The organism is Amycolatopsis sp. WQ 127309, from assembly GCF_023023025.1.
Taxonomy (GTDB): domain Bacteria; phylum Actinomycetota; class Actinomycetes; order Mycobacteriales; family Pseudonocardiaceae; genus Amycolatopsis.
In genome coordinates this window covers 601,942-618,199 of sequence record NZ_CP095481.1, presented here as the reverse complement: position 1 = coordinate 618,199, position 16,258 = coordinate 601,942, and the positions used below count along the sequence as shown (strand labels likewise).

Annotated in this window: 15 protein-coding genes; all 15 read right to left on the bottom strand. The window is 72.1% G+C overall.

Annotated features, from left to right (window positions below; translation table 11 throughout):
* Positions 1-8 precede the first annotated feature (8 nt).
* The 15 genes from MUY22_RS02280 to MUY22_RS02210 all read right to left on the bottom strand — a co-directional run bounded on the left by MUY22_RS02280 (position 9) and on the right by MUY22_RS02210 (position 16,235).
* The gene (locus MUY22_RS02280) at positions 9-1,268 is read right to left on the bottom strand and encodes an activator-dependent family glycosyltransferase (protein ID WP_247056500.1); all 1,260 of its coding nucleotides are present in this window, start codon (positions 1,266-1,268) and stop codon (positions 9-11) included.
* Entirely contained in the window at positions 1,268-2,509 is a 1,242-nt protein-coding gene (locus MUY22_RS02275; RefSeq protein WP_247056498.1) for a nucleotide disphospho-sugar-binding domain-containing protein, read from the bottom strand. The genes MUY22_RS02280 and MUY22_RS02275 overlap by 1 nt, the downstream gene beginning before the upstream one ends.
* On the bottom strand, positions 2,506-3,765 hold the full coding sequence (locus MUY22_RS02270) for an activator-dependent family glycosyltransferase (protein ID WP_247056496.1): 1,260 nt from the start codon (positions 3,763-3,765) through the stop codon (positions 2,506-2,508). The genes MUY22_RS02275 and MUY22_RS02270 overlap by 4 nt, the downstream gene beginning before the upstream one ends.
* A gap of 4 nt (positions 3,766-3,769) precedes the next feature.
* The gene (locus tag MUY22_RS02265) at positions 3,770-4,999 is read right to left on the bottom strand and encodes an activator-dependent family glycosyltransferase (protein ID WP_247056494.1); all 1,230 of its coding nucleotides are present in this window, start codon (positions 4,997-4,999) and stop codon (positions 3,770-3,772) included.
* Position 5,000: 1 nt separating this feature from the next.
* Positions 5,001-6,266: an activator-dependent family glycosyltransferase gene (locus tag MUY22_RS02260; RefSeq protein WP_247056493.1), complete on the bottom strand. Its 1,266-nt coding sequence runs from the start codon at positions 6,264-6,266 to the stop codon at positions 5,001-5,003.
* A 14-nt stretch (positions 6,267-6,280) separates the two neighbouring features.
* A complete protein-coding gene (locus MUY22_RS02255; RefSeq protein ID WP_247056491.1) occupies positions 6,281-6,520 on the bottom strand; it encodes a hypothetical protein in 240 nt (79 codons plus the stop codon).
* Positions 6,517-7,767 carry an activator-dependent family glycosyltransferase gene (locus MUY22_RS02250; protein ID WP_247056488.1) on the bottom strand — a complete coding sequence of 417 codons (1,251 nt, stop codon included), beginning with the start codon at positions 7,765-7,767 and terminating at the stop codon, positions 6,517-6,519. The genes MUY22_RS02255 and MUY22_RS02250 overlap by 4 nt, the downstream gene beginning before the upstream one ends.
* Positions 7,768-7,781: 14 nt before the next feature.
* Complete coding sequence (locus tag MUY22_RS02245) at positions 7,782-9,014, bottom strand: activator-dependent family glycosyltransferase (protein ID WP_247056486.1); 1,233 nt, start codon at positions 9,012-9,014, stop codon at positions 7,782-7,784.
* Positions 9,011-10,249: an activator-dependent family glycosyltransferase gene (locus MUY22_RS02240; RefSeq protein ID WP_247056484.1), complete on the bottom strand. Its 1,239-nt coding sequence runs from the start codon at positions 10,247-10,249 to the stop codon at positions 9,011-9,013. The genes MUY22_RS02245 and MUY22_RS02240 overlap by 4 nt, the downstream gene beginning before the upstream one ends.
* Positions 10,250-10,268: 19 nt before the next feature.
* Complete coding sequence (locus tag MUY22_RS02235) at positions 10,269-11,537, bottom strand: activator-dependent family glycosyltransferase (protein WP_247056482.1); 1,269 nt, start codon at positions 11,535-11,537, stop codon at positions 10,269-10,271.
* A gap of 10 nt (positions 11,538-11,547) precedes the next feature.
* Positions 11,548-12,552 carry an NAD(P)-dependent oxidoreductase gene (locus MUY22_RS02230; protein WP_247056480.1) on the bottom strand — a complete coding sequence of 335 codons (1,005 nt, stop codon included), beginning with the start codon at positions 12,550-12,552 and terminating at the stop codon, positions 11,548-11,550.
* Positions 12,553-12,682: 130 nt separating this feature from the next.
* Positions 12,683-13,666, bottom strand: a complete 984-nt coding sequence (locus MUY22_RS02225; RefSeq protein ID WP_256475394.1) for an aldo/keto reductase — start codon at positions 13,664-13,666, stop codon at positions 12,683-12,685.
* A 28-nt stretch (positions 13,667-13,694) separates the two neighbouring features.
* Positions 13,695-15,251, bottom strand: coding sequence for a PH domain-containing protein (locus tag MUY22_RS02220; protein ID WP_247056476.1), 1,557 nt, complete (start codon positions 15,249-15,251; stop codon positions 13,695-13,697).
* Positions 15,248-15,787: a PH domain-containing protein gene (locus tag MUY22_RS02215; RefSeq protein ID WP_247056475.1), complete on the bottom strand. Its 540-nt coding sequence runs from the start codon at positions 15,785-15,787 to the stop codon at positions 15,248-15,250. Before MUY22_RS02215 ends, MUY22_RS02220 begins: the two co-directional genes overlap by 4 nt.
* Before the next feature lie 91 nt (positions 15,788-15,878).
* Positions 15,879-16,235, bottom strand: coding sequence for a hypothetical protein (locus MUY22_RS02210; protein WP_247056473.1), 357 nt, complete (start codon positions 16,233-16,235; stop codon positions 15,879-15,881).
* Positions 16,236-16,258: the final 23 nt, after the last annotated feature.

Genomic DNA, 16,258 nt, shown 5'->3' with positions numbered 1-16,258 from the left:
GCCGGCTCCTAGCGGGTTCGGTGCTTGGCGGTCAGGGCTTCGATCTCGGGGACCAGGTCGTTGGGGCTGGGCAACCCGCGGATCTCGGCCTGGAGGCGGCGGGCCGCCGTGGTGAAGGACGGCTCGTCGAGCAGGCGCAGGACGCCTTCGCGGACGTTCGCGCCGGTCACCTGCGTCGGGTCGAGGTTGAGGCCGGCGCCCTGGGCGGCGAGGCGGTGGCCGAGCGTCGGCTCGTCGAAGTGGAACGGCAACGTCAGCTGCGGGACGCCGTAGGGCGCGAACGCCGTCAGCGTGCCGAAACCGGCGTGCGTGATCGCCGCCGTGCACGTCGGGGCGAGCGCGTGCAGGGCCACGTACGGGACGAGCCGCGCGTTGTCCGGGATCCGCTGGAGTTTGGCCTGTTCGGCCTCGGCGACCGTGGCGACCAGCTCGATGTCCAGGTCGGCGAGGGAGTCGAGGATGTCCTGGACGTTCACCGTGTAGCCGGAGAAGTACCCCGTCGCGCTCAGGCCCATGGTGAGGGCGACGCGCGGGCGTTGCGGCGGCAGCTGCAGCCAGCGCGGGACGACCGCCGCGCCGCCGTAAGGGATGTACGGCGTCCGCAGGTAGTGCAGGTCCGACTCGGTCTGCAGGCTCGCCGGGATCTGGTCGATGGTGAACTGGCCGACCGTCATGTCCTCGCTGAACTCCGCGCCGTACTTGCGCGCGTATCCGCCGAGCCAGTCCGCGAGAGGGTCGTTCCGGCCGTCGCGGATGCTCAGGAAGTGCCGGCGGGCAAAGGCGTAGACGTCGACGCCGTAGAGCAGCCGGGCGTGGGCGGCGCCGCAGGCCTTGGCCGCGATCGCGCCGGCCGGGGTGAACGGCTCCCACACGACGAGGTCCGGTTCCCAGTCGCGGACGAACTCGACGAGCGCCGACATGATGGCGAACGTCTCGAACCGCGCGCCCTCGGCGACCTCGGTGAACGCGCGGTGGGCGCGGTCCCAGTCGGTCGAGTCCGGCTCGTCCAGCACCGCGTACGGGTCCGGCAGCCCGCGGCGCGCCTCCTCCAGCGCGGCGCTGTCCATGCCCATGGCCAGCAGCAGCCGCGGGATACCGAGGTCCCGTCCGAGCGGCACGGCGGTGAGCCCGGCCTGGGTGATCTCGTCGGCGAACGCGGGCTGGCTCGCGACGCGCACGTCGTGCCCGGCGGTGCGCAGCGCCCAGGCCAGCGGCACCATGCTGTTGAACACGGTCGTCCCCGGGCTGACGGTGAACAGGACCCGCATTACGACCCCCTGCGGTACTGGGCGGCCAGCTGCTCGGCGACCGCGTTGGGTGTGGGCATGGCTCGGATCTCGTCGCGTAGGACGGCGGCCCGGTCCGCGAAGGCGGGCTCGTCGAGCAGGCGGGCCACGGCGTCCGCGACCACTTCGCCGGTGGCTTGGTCGGCGCGGACGGCGAGGGCGCCGCCTTGCGCGGCGGCGCGGGCGGCGAAGACCGGGCCGTCGAAGTCCCACGGCGTGCACAGCTGCGGGACGGCGTGGCGCGCGGTCGTCAGGAAGGTGCCGAAACCGCCGTGGGAGACGACCGCCGAGCACGTCGCCGCCAGGGCTTCGAGCGGCGCGTACGGCACGATCCGGACGCCGTCGGGGATGCTCGCCAGCTTCGCCTTCTCGACGTCCGGCAGGGTGGCGACGACCTCGACGTCCAGCTTGACCAGGTGATCCAGCACGTCCTGCACCGCGACCGAGTATCCGGCCTCGTGGTCGGTGAGGCTGATCCCCATGCTCAACGCGACCCGCGGTTTCTCCGGCGGCTCGCGCAGCCAGTCCGGGATGGACGCCGATCCGCCGTACGGAAGGTATTGCAGCGGCACGGTTTCCAGATCGGTCGCGAGCCGAAGGGACGCCGGGAGCTGGTCGATCGTGAACTGCCCGGTGACCAGCTCCTCGGTGAACTCGCCGCCGTGCTTGCGCGCGTACGCGCCGAGCCAGTCACCCAGCGGATCGCCGGCGGCGGGAAACGACCGCGTGACGCCGAAGACGTCGGTGCTCCACAGGATCCGGCCGTGCGCGGCGCCGGACGCCAGCGCCGCGATCGGGCCCGCGAAGCACAGCGGCTCCCACAGCACGAGGTCCGGCTCCCAGGCGCGGGCGAACTCGACCAGGCCGCCGATCATCGGGAAGCACGCGGGCTTGTGCCAGTAGTGCAGGATCGCCGCGTACGACTCCTCGAGGTACTCCGGCGTCGCCTTCTCCGGGAACTCCGCGACCTCGTACGGCACCGGCAGCCCGTAGGCCGGCCGCCACTGGGTGCCGCGGTAGTCAGGGTGGCGCGGCATGAGGTCCCACAGGTCGCCGTCGCGGCCCACGGGCACCGCCGTCAGCCCGGCCTGGGTGACGACGGGCGCGAACTTCGGCTGGCACGCGACGTGCACCTCGTGCCCGGCGGTGCGCAGCGCCCAGGCCAGCGGCACCATCGGCAGGAAGTGCGCCTTCTCGGGGTTGGCGGCGAAGAGGACCTTCACGCGATGGCCACCTTCGCGACGCGGCGGGCGAGCTGGTCGGCGACGTCGTTGGGCGTCGGCATGGCGAGGATCTCGTCGCGCAGCCGGTGGGCGCCCTCGGTGAACTTCGGCTCGGTGAGCACGCGCAGCAGCCGGTTGCGCAGCACCCCGCGCGCCGACGCCTGGTGGACGTGCAGCGCCAGCCCGGCTCCCTGCGCGGCGACGCGCTTGGCGAGCGCGGGCCCGTCGGCGTTCCAGGGCACGATGACCTGCGGCTTTCCGTGCAACGCCGTCGTCGCGAGGGTGCCGTAGCCGGCGTGGTGGATGACGGCGGTGCAGGTCGGGACCAGCGCGTGCAGCGGCACGAAGGACACCATCCGCACGTTGTCCGGGACCTGGCCGAGCTTCTCCTGGACGCTCTCCGGGATCGTCGCGACGAGTTCCATGTCCACATCGGACAGTTCGTCGAACAGGTCCTCGAGGTCGACCATGTCGCCGCTCGACTCGGCGATGCTGATGCCCATGGTGAGCGCCACCCGCGGCTTCTCCGGCGGCGTGCGCAGCCAGGCCGGGAGCACGGCGGGGCCGCCGTAGGGCACGTACCGCATCGGCACGTAGTCGAGGTCCGCCTCCACGCGCAGCGACGGCGGCAGCAGCGAGATCGTGAACTCACCGGTGACGAGGCGTTCGCTCCACGGGACGCCGTACTTGCCCGCGGCCGGCGCGAGCCACTCCTTCAGCGGGTCTTCGGCGCCTTCGGGGCTGAGCCGGGTGAAGTGGTCGCGGGTGACGCCGAAGGTGTCGAGGCTGAACAGCAGCCGCGCGTGCGCCGCGCCGACGGCCTCGGCGGCGATCGCGCCCGCGTACGTCGACGGCTCCCAGATCACCAGGTCCGGCTGCCACGCCTGGGCGAACTCGACCAGGCCCGGGATCAACGGGACGTTGCTCATCTTGTGCCACTTGGTGACGTGCAGCTTGTAGCCGTCGCGGAGGTACTCGTAGGAGACGTCCTCGGGGCGCCAGTCGACGGTGTCGTAGGGCACCGGCAGGCCGTTGAGCCCGACGCTGAACCAGTTCGTGTCCCGCGCCATCAGCTGCCAGAGGTCGCGGTCCGGCCCGACCGGCACGGCGGTGAGCCCGGCCTGCGTGACGACGTCGGCGAACTTCGGCTGGCACGCGACCCGCACCTCGTGCCCGGCGGTGCGCAGCGCCCAGGCGAGCGGCGCCATGGCGAGGAAGTGGGTCTTCTCCGGGTAGGTGGTGAACAGGACGCGCATGGCCTCATCCCTCGGTTAGCTGGTGGGCGACGTCGTTGGGTGACGGCATCGCGAGCATCTCGTCGCGCAGGTGGGCGGCGCCCTTGGTGTACGCGGGTTCGTGCAGCAGCCGGACCAGCGCGTCGCGGATGCCTTCGGTGGTGGCTTCGGTGGCGTGGATGGAGATGCCCGCGTCCTGCGCCGCGAGGCGGGCGCCGAGCGTGGGCTGGTCGACGTCCCAGGGCAGGGTCAGCTGCGGGATGCCGCGCAACGCCGTCGAGGCGAGGGTGCCGACGCCCGCGTGGTGGACGGCGACCGAGCACGTCGTCAGCAGCGCGGTCAACGGCACGAACGGGACCAGGCGCGTTCGCGAGGGGACCCGGCTCAGCCGGGTCTCGGGGGTGACCGTGGCGACCAGCTCGACGTCGAGGCCGTCGACCGCGTCGAGGACGTCCTGCAGGTCGACCGGGTAGCCGCCGGTGCGGTCGTGGGCGGTCAGGCCCATGGTGAGTGCGATGCGTGGGCGCGAAGGTGGCGTCGAGAGCCAGTCCGGGACCACCGCGGCGCCGCCGTAGTTCACGTACCGCATCGGGACGTGCTCCAGGTGCGCCCGGTGGCGCAGGGACGCCGGGAGCTGGTCGATCGTGAACTGCCCGGTGACCATGTCTTCGCTGAACTCGCCGCCGTACTTGCGCGCGTACGCCCCCAGCCACTCGCCGAGCGGGTCCGGGGCGCCGTCCGGTCGCAGCCGGAGGAAGTGGTCGCGGGTCAGGCCGAAGACGTCCTCGCCGATCAGGATCCGGCCGTGCGCCGCGCCGCACGCCTTGGCCGCGATCGCGCCGGCGTACGTCGTCGGCTCCCACAGCACGAGGTCCGGCTGCCACCACTGCGCGAACTCGACGAGGTCGTCGATCAGCGGGACGTTGCTCGTCTTGTGCCAGCGCACGGCGATGTCGCGGTAGCCGCGCAGCACGTGGTCCCAGTCCGGTGTGGACAGTGCGGCCGTGTCGTAGGGCGCGGGCCAGCCCGTCTCGACGCCGAACAGGTGCTCGGGCCCGGTGCGGCGCAGCAGGTCCCACAGGTCGCGGTCGTGCCCGACCGGGACGGCGGTGAGCCCCGCCCCGGTCACCGCCCCGGCGAGCTTGGGCTGCACCGCCACCCGGACGTCGTGCCCGGCGGTGCGCAGCGCCCACGCGAGCGGCACCATCATCAGGAAGTGGGTGCGCTCGGCGTAGGTGGTCAGCAGGACGCGCATGTCACCGCGCCCGGTGCTTCACGACGAGCTCTTCGATCCGCGGCACGGCCTGGTTCGGCGTGGGCAGCGCGAAGATCTCGTCGCGCAGGGCCACCGCCCGGTCCTGGAACACCTGCTCGGTGAGCAGCCGGTCGATCGCCGTGCGGAACTTCTCCGGCGTGACCTCGGAAACGTGGATCGACAGCCCGGCGCCCTGCTTCTCCAGCATCTTGCCGAGCGTCGGCTGGTCGTAGTGGTAGGGCAGGGCCAGCTGCGGCACCGGGTGACGCGCGGTGGTGCCCATGGTCGCGGCGCCGGCGTGGTGCACGACGACCGAGCACGTCGGGGCCAGCGCGTGCATCGGCGCGAAGTCGACGATCCGGGCGTTGTCCGGCGTCTTGCCGAGCAGCGGCTGCTGCGACGCGGCGACCGTGGCGACCACCTCGACGTCGAGGTCGGCGACGGAGTCCAGCAGGTCGCTCAGCGGCACGTTGTAGCCGCGGTAGACCTCGACGGCGCTGTTGCCCATGGTGATCGCGATCCGCGGCTTCACCGGCGGCGTCTGCAGCCACTTCGGGACGACGGACGCGCCGTTGTAGGCGATGTACTGCGTCCGCACGTACTCCAGGTCGGCCTCGTCCTGCCAGCTCAGCGGGAACTGGTCGAGGGTGAAGTCGCCGGTGAACATGTCCTCGGTGAAGTCGAAGCCGTACTTGCGGGCGTACGCGCCCATCCACTCGGCCAAGGGGTCGCGGCGCTGGTCGGCCGGCTGCGCGTCCCGCAGCTTCACGAACTGCTGCCGCACCTTGCCGAAGACGTCGACGCCGAACAGCAGCCGCGCGTGCGCCGCGCCGCACGCCTTGGCCGCGATCGCGCCGGCGAAGCTCAGCGGGTCCCAGACGACGAGGTCGGGCTCCCAGTAGCGGGCGAACTCGACGAGCCCGGAGATGATCGGGAAGTTGCCGTACTTGTGCCACTCGATGCCCTCGTTGGCCATCGTCGAGACCATGTGTTCCCAGGTGGCTTTCTCGGGCTCTTCGTAGACGTCGTAGGGCGCCGGGATGCCCGCGCGCTCGTTCTCGACGCCGCGGGTGCGGGCGGCGACCTTGTGCATGTCGCGGCTGTGCCCGACGGGCACCGCGGTGAGCCCGGCCTGCAGGACCTCGTCGACGAACTCGGGCTGGCTGGCGAACCGGACCTCGTGCCCGGCCGTCCGCAGCGCCCAGGCGATGGTGAACATGTACTTGTAGACGGTCCGGGGCGGGTTGGAGACGAACAGGATGCGCATGGGCTTTCCTCCGGTCAGCGGGCTTCGGATGGCGAGGGAGCGGCGGCCGGCAGGCGCAGCACACTCGCGCGGACGGCGGGGCTCGACGTCCGGGAGCTGCGCCGGTACCGGGTGGCGAGGTCGCGGAGCGCCGGGAAGGCGCCGGTGAGAACGCGCGTGGGTTCCTCCGCTCGGCGAGCTTCGAGCACGAGTGCGGCGGCCGTTCCCGTGGCCGGGAAGGCCGGACGGCCGGGGCCGGGCCGGGTGGTCCTCATGCGTTCCTCCGGGCGACGTGGTCTTCGAGCGCCTGGACGACGTCGTTGGGCGAGGGCGTGGCGGCCATCCGCGCGGCCAGTTCCCGCGCCCGGGTGGTGAACGACGGCTCCGACAGCAGCCGCAGGACGTTCGCGCGGACGGCCTTGCCCGAGACCTCCGAGCCGGTCAGGGTCAGTGCGGAACCGTGGACCGTCGCGCGGCGGGCCAGCTCCGGCTCGTCGAACTCCCACGGCACGGCCAGCTGCGGGACGCCGTAGCGGGCCGTCGTCAGGTAGGTGCCGGGCCCGGCGTGGTTGATGACCGCCGCGCACGTCGGCACGAGCGCGTGCAGCGGCACGTACGGCACGATCCGGGCGTTGGCCGGGACTTCCGTGACCTTGGCGGCTTCGGCGTCGGGCAGGGTGGCGACGATCTCGGCGTCCACATCGGACAGTGCGGCCAGGATGTCCGGGACGCTGACCGTGTAGCCGCCGAAGTGCTCGGTGGCCGTCGTGCCGAGGGTCAGGCCGATCCGCGGCCGGTCGCTCCTGCGCTTCAGCCAGTCCGGGACGCCGGCCGCGCCGCCGTAGGGGACGTACTGCACCGGCAGCGTCGGCAGCCGCGTGTCGAGGCGGATCGGCTCCGGCACCGGGTCGATCGTGAACTGCCCGGTGATCAGCTCCTCGGCGAAGGCGAAGCCGTACTTGCGGCCGTACCCGGCGATCCAGCCGGCCAGCGGATCGGGGCCCGGGCCGAGGGCGCGGAACCGTTCGCGGGCCGCGCCGAAGACGTCGATGCTCCACAGGAGACGGCCGTGTGCCGCACCGCACGCCGCGGCCGCGATCGCGCCCGCGTAGGTCGTCGGCTCCCAGATCACCAGGTCCGGCTGCCACGCCCGGGCGAACTCGACCAGGCCGGTGACCAGCGGGAAGTTGTTCTGCTTGTGCCAAAGCTCGAGGATCGACGCATATCCGGAAGCCATCTCCTCGCGCGTACCGACGCCGGAAACGGCGGCGTCATAAGGCGAAGGCAGGCCGACGCGCTCGGCTTCGGCCAGGTCGGGGTAGGCCTCGGTGAGCCGCCGCCAGTTGCCGACGCCGCGGCGCCCGACCGGCACGGCGGTGAGCCCGGCGCCGGTGATGACGTCCTCGAACCCCGGCTGGGTCGCCACCCGCACCTCGTGCCCGGCGGTGCGCAGCGCCCACGCCAGCGTGACCATCGGCTGGAAGATGGTCTTCTCCGGGTAGGTGGTGAGCAGGACGCGCATGGTCTCTCTTCCGGTCAGCGAGCGCGGTACTTGGCGGTGAGGTCTTCGAGTTCGGGGACGATGTCGTTCGGGGACGGCAGGGTGTCCATTTCGGACTGGAGGTTCGCCGCGCCGCGCGTGAAGGACGGGTCGTCGAGCAGCCGACGGACGCTCTCGCGGATCGTGTCGGCCGTGGGTGAGCGCAGGTCGATGCCGGCACCGACGCGGGCCAGGCCGGCGGCGAAGATCGGCTCGTCCAGGTGGTGCGGCACGCACAGCTGCGGGACGCCCGCCCGGGCGAACGTGGCGAGGGTACCGAGGCCGCCGTGGTGGACGGCGGCCGCGCACGTCGGCGCCAGCGCGTGCAGCGGGACGTACGAGACCAGGCGGACGTTCGCCGGTACCGTGCCGAGGCCCTGTGCCGTCGCCACGACCTCGACGTCCACATCGGACAGTGCGTCGAGGACGTCGGGCAGCGACAGGTGGTAGCCGCCGAAGATCTCGGTGGCGCTCAGGCCCATCGTCAGCGCGATCCGCGGACGCTCGGCGGGACGTTGCAGCCAGTCCGGCACCGTCGCCGGGCCGCCGTAGGGGACGTACTGGAAGCGCAGGTACGGCAGGCCGGCCTCGATCTGCAGGCTGCCCGGCAGGTGGTCGAGGGTGAAGTCGCCGGTGACCATGTCCTCGCCGAACTCGAAGCCGTACTTGCGGCCGTAACCGGCGAACCACGCCTCGAACGGGTCCGGCTCGGCGCCGCGCAGCCGCAGGTAGTGGTCGCGGACGCCGCCGAAGAGGTCGATGCTCCACAGCATCCGCGCGTGGGCCGCGCCGCACGCCCGCGCGGCGATCGCGCCCGCCTGGCTCAGCGGCTCCCAGACGACGAGGTCCGGCTTCCAGGCCCGCGCGAACTCGACGAGGCCGGCCACGATGGGGAAGTTGCTCACCCGGTGCCAGCCGCGCACCGCCTCGGTCAGGCCCGGCTGCAGGTAGCCGAGGTTCTGCTTGGCGACGTCGTCGAAGGCGTCGTAGGGCGGCATGATCCCTTCGCGCATCGCCTCCGTGCCGCCGGCGCGCGTCTCGGTGATCCGCCAGAAGTTCCGGTCGGACCCGACCGGCACCGCGGTCAGCCCGGCCTGGGTGACGACAGGCGCGAACTTCGGCTGGCACGCCACGCGCACCTCGTGCCCGGCCGTGCGCAGCGCCCAGGCGAGCGGGACCAGGTGGTAGAAGAACGTCTTCTCCGGGTAGGTGGTCAGCAGGACTCTCATCGGACGCGCGCCTCGATCTCCGGCACGATCGCGTTCGGTGACGGCAGCCCGAGGATCTCGTCGCGCAGGTCCGCGGCCCGGTCCTTGAAGGACTGTTCGGTCAGCAGCCGTTCGACGCTCTCCCGGATCCGCGCGCCGGTCGCGCGGTGGGTCGGCAGCTCCAGCCCGGCGCCGTGCTCGGCCAGCTTGCGCCCGAGGAACGGCTGGTCGTAGTGGTGGTGCAGGGCCAGCTGCGGCACTGGGTGCCGGGACGTCGTGGCCATGGTCGCGGCGCCGGCGTGGTGGACGACGACCGAGCACGTCGGGGCCAGCGCGTGCCACGGCACGTACGAGACGATCCGCGCGTTGCCCGGGATGCGCGTCAGTTCCGCTTGTGCCTTCTCCGCGACGGTCGCGACCAGGTCGATGTCGAGGTCGGCGAGCGCGTCGAGGGCCTCCTGGACGCCGACGGTGTAGCCGTTGAAGTGCTCGGTCGCGGTCAGGCCCAGGGTCATCGCGACACGCGGGCGTTCCGGCGGCTTGGACAGCCAGCCGGGCACCACGGCCGGGCCGCCGTACGGGATGTACTGCGTGCGCAGGACGTCCAGCTCGGTCGCCGGCTGCAGGCTCGCCGGGAACTGGTCGATGGTGAACTGCCCGGTCGTCATGTCCTCGGAGAACTCGGCGCCGTACATCCGCGCGTACCGGCCGAGCCACGCGCCGAGGTGGTCGACGCGGCCGGGCTCCTCGGCCAGCCGCCGCCGGTACTGCTCGCGGGCCGCGCCGAAGACGTCGACGCCGAACAGGAGACGCGCGTGTGCTGCGCCGCACGCCTTCGCGGCGATCGGCCCGGCGTAGCAGAACGGCTCCCAGACGATCAGGTCCGGCCGCCAGGCGCGGGCGAACTCGACGAGCCCGCCGACCATCGGGTGGTTCGTCAGCCAGTGCCAGCCGCGCACCGCGTCGGCCATGCCGGGCTCGAGGTACTCCCAGGTGGCGCGCTCGTAGTCGTCGAAGACGTCGTAGGGCGCGGGCAGCCCGGCGCGCCCCTCTTCGCGGCCGTCGACGTCGGTGAGGCGGCGGTTGCGGGTGTGCCCGACCGGCACCGCGGTGAGGCCGGACTGCGTGATCACGTCCGTCAGCGCGGGCTGGCTCGCGAAGCGCACTTCGTGGCCGGCGGTGCGCAGCGCCCACGCCATCGGCGCCAGGTACAGGAAGACGCTCTTCTGCGGCGTGGTGGCGAACAGGACGCGCATGGTGCTCCTTTCCGGGTGCTCAGCGGGTGCGGTGCTTGGCGGTCAGCTCTTCGAGCGTCCCGGCCAGTTCGTTCGGGGTGGGGAGCGCGAAGATCTGGTCGCGCAGGTCTGCCGCGCGGGCTTTGAAAGACTGTTCGGTGAGCAGGCGCGAGACGGCGTCGCGGACGTTGGAGCCGGTCGCGTCGCCCGTGTGGATCTCCAGGCCGGCGCCGTGTTCGGCGAGCTTGCGGCCGAGGTAGGGCTGGTCGAAGTGGAAGTGCAGGGCCAGCTGCGGCACCGGGTGCCGTGCCGTGGTGGCCAGGGTCGCCGCGCCCGCGTGGTGCACCACCGCGGCGCACGTCGGGGCGAGCGCGTGCCACGGCACGTACGGCACCATCCGGACGTTCGCCGGCATCGACGGCAGCGTCCGCTGCACGTCCTCGGCGACCGTCGCGACCACCTCGACGTCCAGTTCGGACAGTCCTAAGAGGATCTCCGACAGCGGCACGTTGTAGCCGCCGAAGACCTCGGTCGCGGTGAGGCCGAGGGTCAGCGCGACCCGGGGGCGTTCCGCGGGCCGCTTCAGCCAGTCAGGTACCACCGCGGCCCCGCCGTAGGGCACGAACTGCACCCGGACGGTGTCGAGACCGGCGTCCAGGCTCAGCGACGCGGGCAGCTGGTCGATGGTGAAGTCGCCGACGGCGAGGTCCTCACCGGCGTCGAAGCCGTACTTGCGGGCGTAGCTGCCGAGCCAGCCGGCCAGCGGGTCGGCGCGGTCCGCCGGCGCCTGCCGGGCCTGCGTCCGCAGGTAGTCGACGCGCGTGGCGCCGAAGACGTCGATGCCGAACAGCAGCCGGCCGTGCGCCGCGCCGCACGCCTTGGCGGCGATCGCCCCGGCGTAGCAGAGCGGCTCCCACAGCACGAGATCCGGCTCCCAGTACCGGGTGTAGGAGACCAGGTCGGCGACCATCGGGAAGTTCGTCAGCCGGTGCCAGCCCTTGACCGCGGCGGTCATCCCGTCGCGCAGGTAGTCCCACGTGGCCGACCCGGGGACGTCGAACAGGTCGTACGGCGCGGCCACCCCGGCCCGCAGCGCCGCGCGTTCCTCCGGCCGGTTTTCGGTGATGCGCCACGGGTCCCGGTCGTGCCCGACCGGGACCGCCGTCAGCCCGGCCTGGGTGATCGTGCTCGCGAACCGCGGCAGGCTCGCCACGTGCACCTCGTGCCCGGCGGTGCGCAGCGCCCAGGTGACCGGCACCAGGTAGTTGAAGATGCTCTTCTCGGCGGGCAGGACCAGCAGGACGCGCATCGCCGGCCCCTCAGACGCCCGGCGAGACGGCGTCGCGCGCCATCGCCGCCGCGAGGTTCTCCAGGCCGTGCTCCAGCGAGACGCGCGGCGCCCAGCCGGTGGCGTTCCGGAAGCCCGACGGGTCGAGCACGAAGTCGAGCAGGTCGGTCGGCATCGAGTGGTCGGCCGGCGGCACCGACACCACCGGCACCGGTTCCCGCCCGGTCTGCGCGGCGACGGCCTTCGCGACCCCGCCGAACAGGTCACCGACGCTGGTCGCCAGCCCGGTGCCGACCAGCCACGGCCGGCCGTCGACGGCGTCCGGCTGGTCGAGCGCGGCCAGGAACGCGCGGGCGACGTCGTCGACGCACACCAGGTCCCGCTTCACGGTCCCGTCGTGCCACATGGTGAGCGCCTCGCCGGCGAACGCGCGGCGCATCATCGCCGAGACGACGCCGCGGTCGAGCGCGGGGGAGTCGGAGCCCTGGGTGTAGAGCGTGGCCAGCCGGAGCGACGCGCCCCGCAGCAGGCCCGTCTCGACGGCGTCGCGGATCGCGTGCTCGGCGTCCAGCTTCTGCCGGTCGTAGGTGGTGAGCGGCCGGTCCGGCTCGGTGCCGTCGATCCGGCCCGAGATCGAGCGCCCGGCCTGCGACATCGACCCGGCCAGCAGGACCACCGGCGGGTGCGCCGGCCGCTGGTCCTTCACGGCGGCGACGAGGTCGTGCACCAGGCCGACGTTGACGCGCTCGGCGACCGGGTCGTCCGACGACACCCGCCAGGTGCTGGCCCCGGCGATGTGCGCGACCAGGTGGATCACCGCGTCGGCGCCCTCGACGGCGTCGGCGACGGCACCGTCGGCGGTCAGGTCGGTGGTGCGGACGTCGATGTCGGCCCGCGCCCCGGCCGGGACCGTGGTCGGCCGGCGCCCGGCGAGGCGCAGGCGGACCGGCCGGGCGGCCAGTTCGCGGGTGATGGCGGTGCCCAGGAGCCCGGACGAACCGAGCACCGTGATCAGCGGTCGTGCCTGTTCGCCCACGGCTTCTCCTCCAGTTTCGCGTCACGATGAATGAATGGAATGGCTCTTCCGGGATGGGCCGGAATACCTCGGCCGGTGAGCTGTCCGCAGTCTAAGTCAGCTTCGCCGCCGTATCCAAAGAATTGCGCGGTCATTTCGACACGACGGCTTCGCGGTGTTCGTCCCAGCGTTTTTCGCCGGTCGCCACGGGCAGTGTGTCGATGTCGCGCAGGTCCGCCGCGCTCAGCCGGATCCCGGCCGCGCCGACGTTCTCCGCCAGCCAGCGCAGCCGCCGGGTGCCGGGGATCGGCACGACGTTGTCGCCGTGCGTGGTGAGCCAGGCGATCGCCACCTGCGCGGGGGTCGCGCCGTGCCGCGCGGCGACCCGCTGCAGGCCGTCGACGATGCGCTGGTTGCCGGTGAGCGCGCCGGCCTCGAACCGCGGGTCGCGCCGCCGCGAGTCGCCGTCGACGAGCTCGTCGACGGCGACCTGCCCGGACAGGTAACCGCGGCCGATCGGGCAGCAGGCGAGGAAGCCGACGTCGTTCTTCCAGGTCCACGGCAGGATCTCGTCGAGGTTCCGGCGTTCCCAGACCGACAGCTCGTACTGCACCGCGGCGATCGGGAACAGCGCGTGGATCTGCTCCAGCTCCTCCACGGTCGCGTGCGAGATGCCGAGGCCGAGGACCTTGCCCTCGGTGACGAGCTCGGCCAGCGCGCCCCACGACTCGGCCAGCGGCACGGCGGGATCGACGCGGTGCAGCTGGTAGAGGCCGATCGCGTCGACGCCCAGCCGGCGCAGCGAGCCTTCGCAGGCCTCGCGCAGGTATTCGGGACGCCCGTTGCGTTCCAGGGTGCCGTCGGGCCGCAGGATCAGGCCGACCTTGGTGGCGATCGTGGTCCGCGTGCGGTACGGCGCGAGCACCTCGCCGAGCAGCTGTTCGTTCGTGAACGGGCCGTAGACGTCGGCCGTGTCGAACACGGTGACGCCCAGGTCGACCGCGTGCCGGAGCACCCGGGCCGACTCTTCGTGGTCCCGCGCGGTCCGGGCGGGCCCGTAACCGTAGGACATCGAACTGCAGCCGAGCCCGATTTCACCGACGGAAAGCGTTTCGGTGAGTCGTGTGTGCCGCATATTCACCTCCGAGTGCCACTGGGGCGATTCATGGAGCGTCCGATCGCGGGGCGAAATGCGAATCGGCCGGGGGTGTCCCGGTGCCGGAAAGGAATTCGTGCGCGAGGTCCGGGTCGGCGCCGGCGACGAACGCGAGAGCCTGCTCGGTGCCGGCGTCGATCGCGCGGTAGTAGCGGTCGCCGGCCGCGGTCGGGACGCCGATCGTCATCCGCGAGCCCAGGCGCTGGAAGATCGTCTGCCGCAGCCGCCAGCCGATCACCGCGCGGGTGCGCAGCACGGTCGTCGAGCGGCCGGCCGCGCCGCTGCGCACGACCAGGTACGGGCCGATCAGCGCGTGGCCCAGCGTGCGGTAGGCGACCCAGGCCAGCGCCCAGGTCAGCGGCAGGAGCAGCAGCGGCAGCGGCCACCACGACGCCGGCACGACGCCGGTCGCGCCGAGCCAGGCGAGCAGGCCCGCGACGGCCGCCGGGCCGTAGGTCGCCCAGTAGAGCCGGCGCCGGAACGCGCCGACGGGGTGCCGCAGCAGCGGCGCTTCGAGGGGCTGGTGGCCGTCCGGGAAGACGAAGCTCGCCGCGTGCCGGGCGTCGGGCAGCGGGGTGCGCGGCAGGATGTTGGCCGACTCGTTGAGCGAGGCGTTGAGCCCGGTCGTGATCACCTTGGTCTCGGCCAGCCGCATCCACCGCCACAGCAAGGGTTCGTGCAGGTGCACGCCCCGGATCCGGCGGTCCTCCCGGTGCACGGTCTTGGTGGTGAACAGGCCCTGCCGGGTGCGCAGTTCGGTGCCGTCTTCGCCGCTGGTCGTGCGGACCAGTTCGAAGTTCCAGTGCTTCGCGGCGAAGTCCAGGCCGAGCGAGAAGTAGCCGAGGACGAACGTGATCACGACGGACGCGCCGATCGTGCGCCAGACGCCGAGGTTCGCCCAGTGGATCAGGCCCGCGATGACGTCGATCAGGTCGACGGCGAACGTCTGCATCGTGAAGTACAGCGACACGAGGAAAAGCACCCCGGCGAGGATCGCCCAGACGTGGAAAACGTTGTACCACAACCAGATCCAGCGCAGCCGGGCGATGACGACCTCGCGTTCCGCGGGTGCCTCGGCGTCGCGGGGGATCAGGTCGCGCCGCAGCTGGGCGGCCGTCTCCTTCGACAGCGCGTCGAGCTTGAAGGCGGGCGAGAAGTGCTTGCCCTCACCCGATCCGATGTGGACGACACGCAGCTTCACCAAGCGGTGCCGCAGTTTAGCGCTGCTGCTGACGCTGCGGATGCGGTCGCGCCCGACGTGCCGCTCCTCGCGGACCAGCAGGCCGGTGCGGCGTTCGACGCGTTCGGGCGTGACGCGGTAGCGGGTGAACAGCCAGCGCCACAGGTCCCGCAGGGTCATCAGCGCGCTGATGCCGCTGACCACCAGCAGCGGCCAGACCGGGCCCGAGTCGTAGAGGAAGTAGCTCGTGATGCTGATGGCGAAGGAGATCGTGAACTTGGCCGCGTTGACGTAGAAGAGCTTGATGTCCAGGCGCAGCCAGGGAAGTTCGCTCTTTTCGGCCGACGCGGGAGACACGGGCTCGGCCGTCGCTTCCGCCGTCACGTCGCGTCCCCGGGCGTGGCCTGGGCGATCTCGTTGAGCCGGCGGACCGCCTCCTCGGCGATCGGCGTCTCCAGGCCCTCGATCTTCACGTGGCCCTCGTGCGAGGCCGTGGTGACCTTGATGGTCGAGAGGCCGAGCAGCTGCTCGATCGGGCCCTGCACGGTGTCGATGCTCTGGATCCGGGACACCGGGACGATCCGCCACTCCCGGGTGATCCAGCCGCTGAGGGAGTACACGGCCTCGTCGGTCGTCTCCCAGCGGTGCACCAGGTAGCGGTAGGTCGGCATGAACAGGAGGTTCGCCGCGAAGATCGCGCCGACGCCCCAGGTGATCGGGTCCAGCCAGGTGCGGATGCCGGCGAAGACGATGTGGAGCGTGACGAACACGCCGAGCACGCCGATCGCCCAGAACAGCGTGTTCAGGGTGCGCCACAGGATGAAGCGGCGCGCGAGCCGGTGCCGCGGCGGCCGGACGGCGAGGGGTTCGGGCCGGACCGGGAGCACGGGCCGTGAAGAATCCGTGGTGGAGTGGTCCATCGGCTGAGCGTCCGATCTGTGAGGAGAACCGTGTCTCGCCGGCGGGACCCGGTGTGCGGACCCGGGGCGCCCGCACACCGGTGGTTCCCGGCTAGGCCTGGGTTTCGGCCTCGGGTTCCGGGGTGGCGCCGTCCGCCTCGGGGGCGGCGGAGGCGGGGGTCTCGGCCGGGGCCGCGTCCTCCTCGGCGACGATCTTCACGATGTAGGCGGCCAGGTCGCGGAACTCCTCGCCCTCGGTGAAGTCCTCGAACTTCTCCAGCAACTTGCGGTCGGTGGTGTTCTCGACCTCGAGCAGCACCTGCACCACGGAAAACGAGTCGAGGTCGCGCAGGCTCTCCGGCTCGGGCATGTCGGGCTGCTCGGCGCAGATCATCCGGGCGATCTCCCGGACCATCTCCTCGACGTCGTCGACATTGGTGAGGTCGACTTTCGTGGCGTTCTCTGACATGACAATTCAGCCCTTCCGCTTAA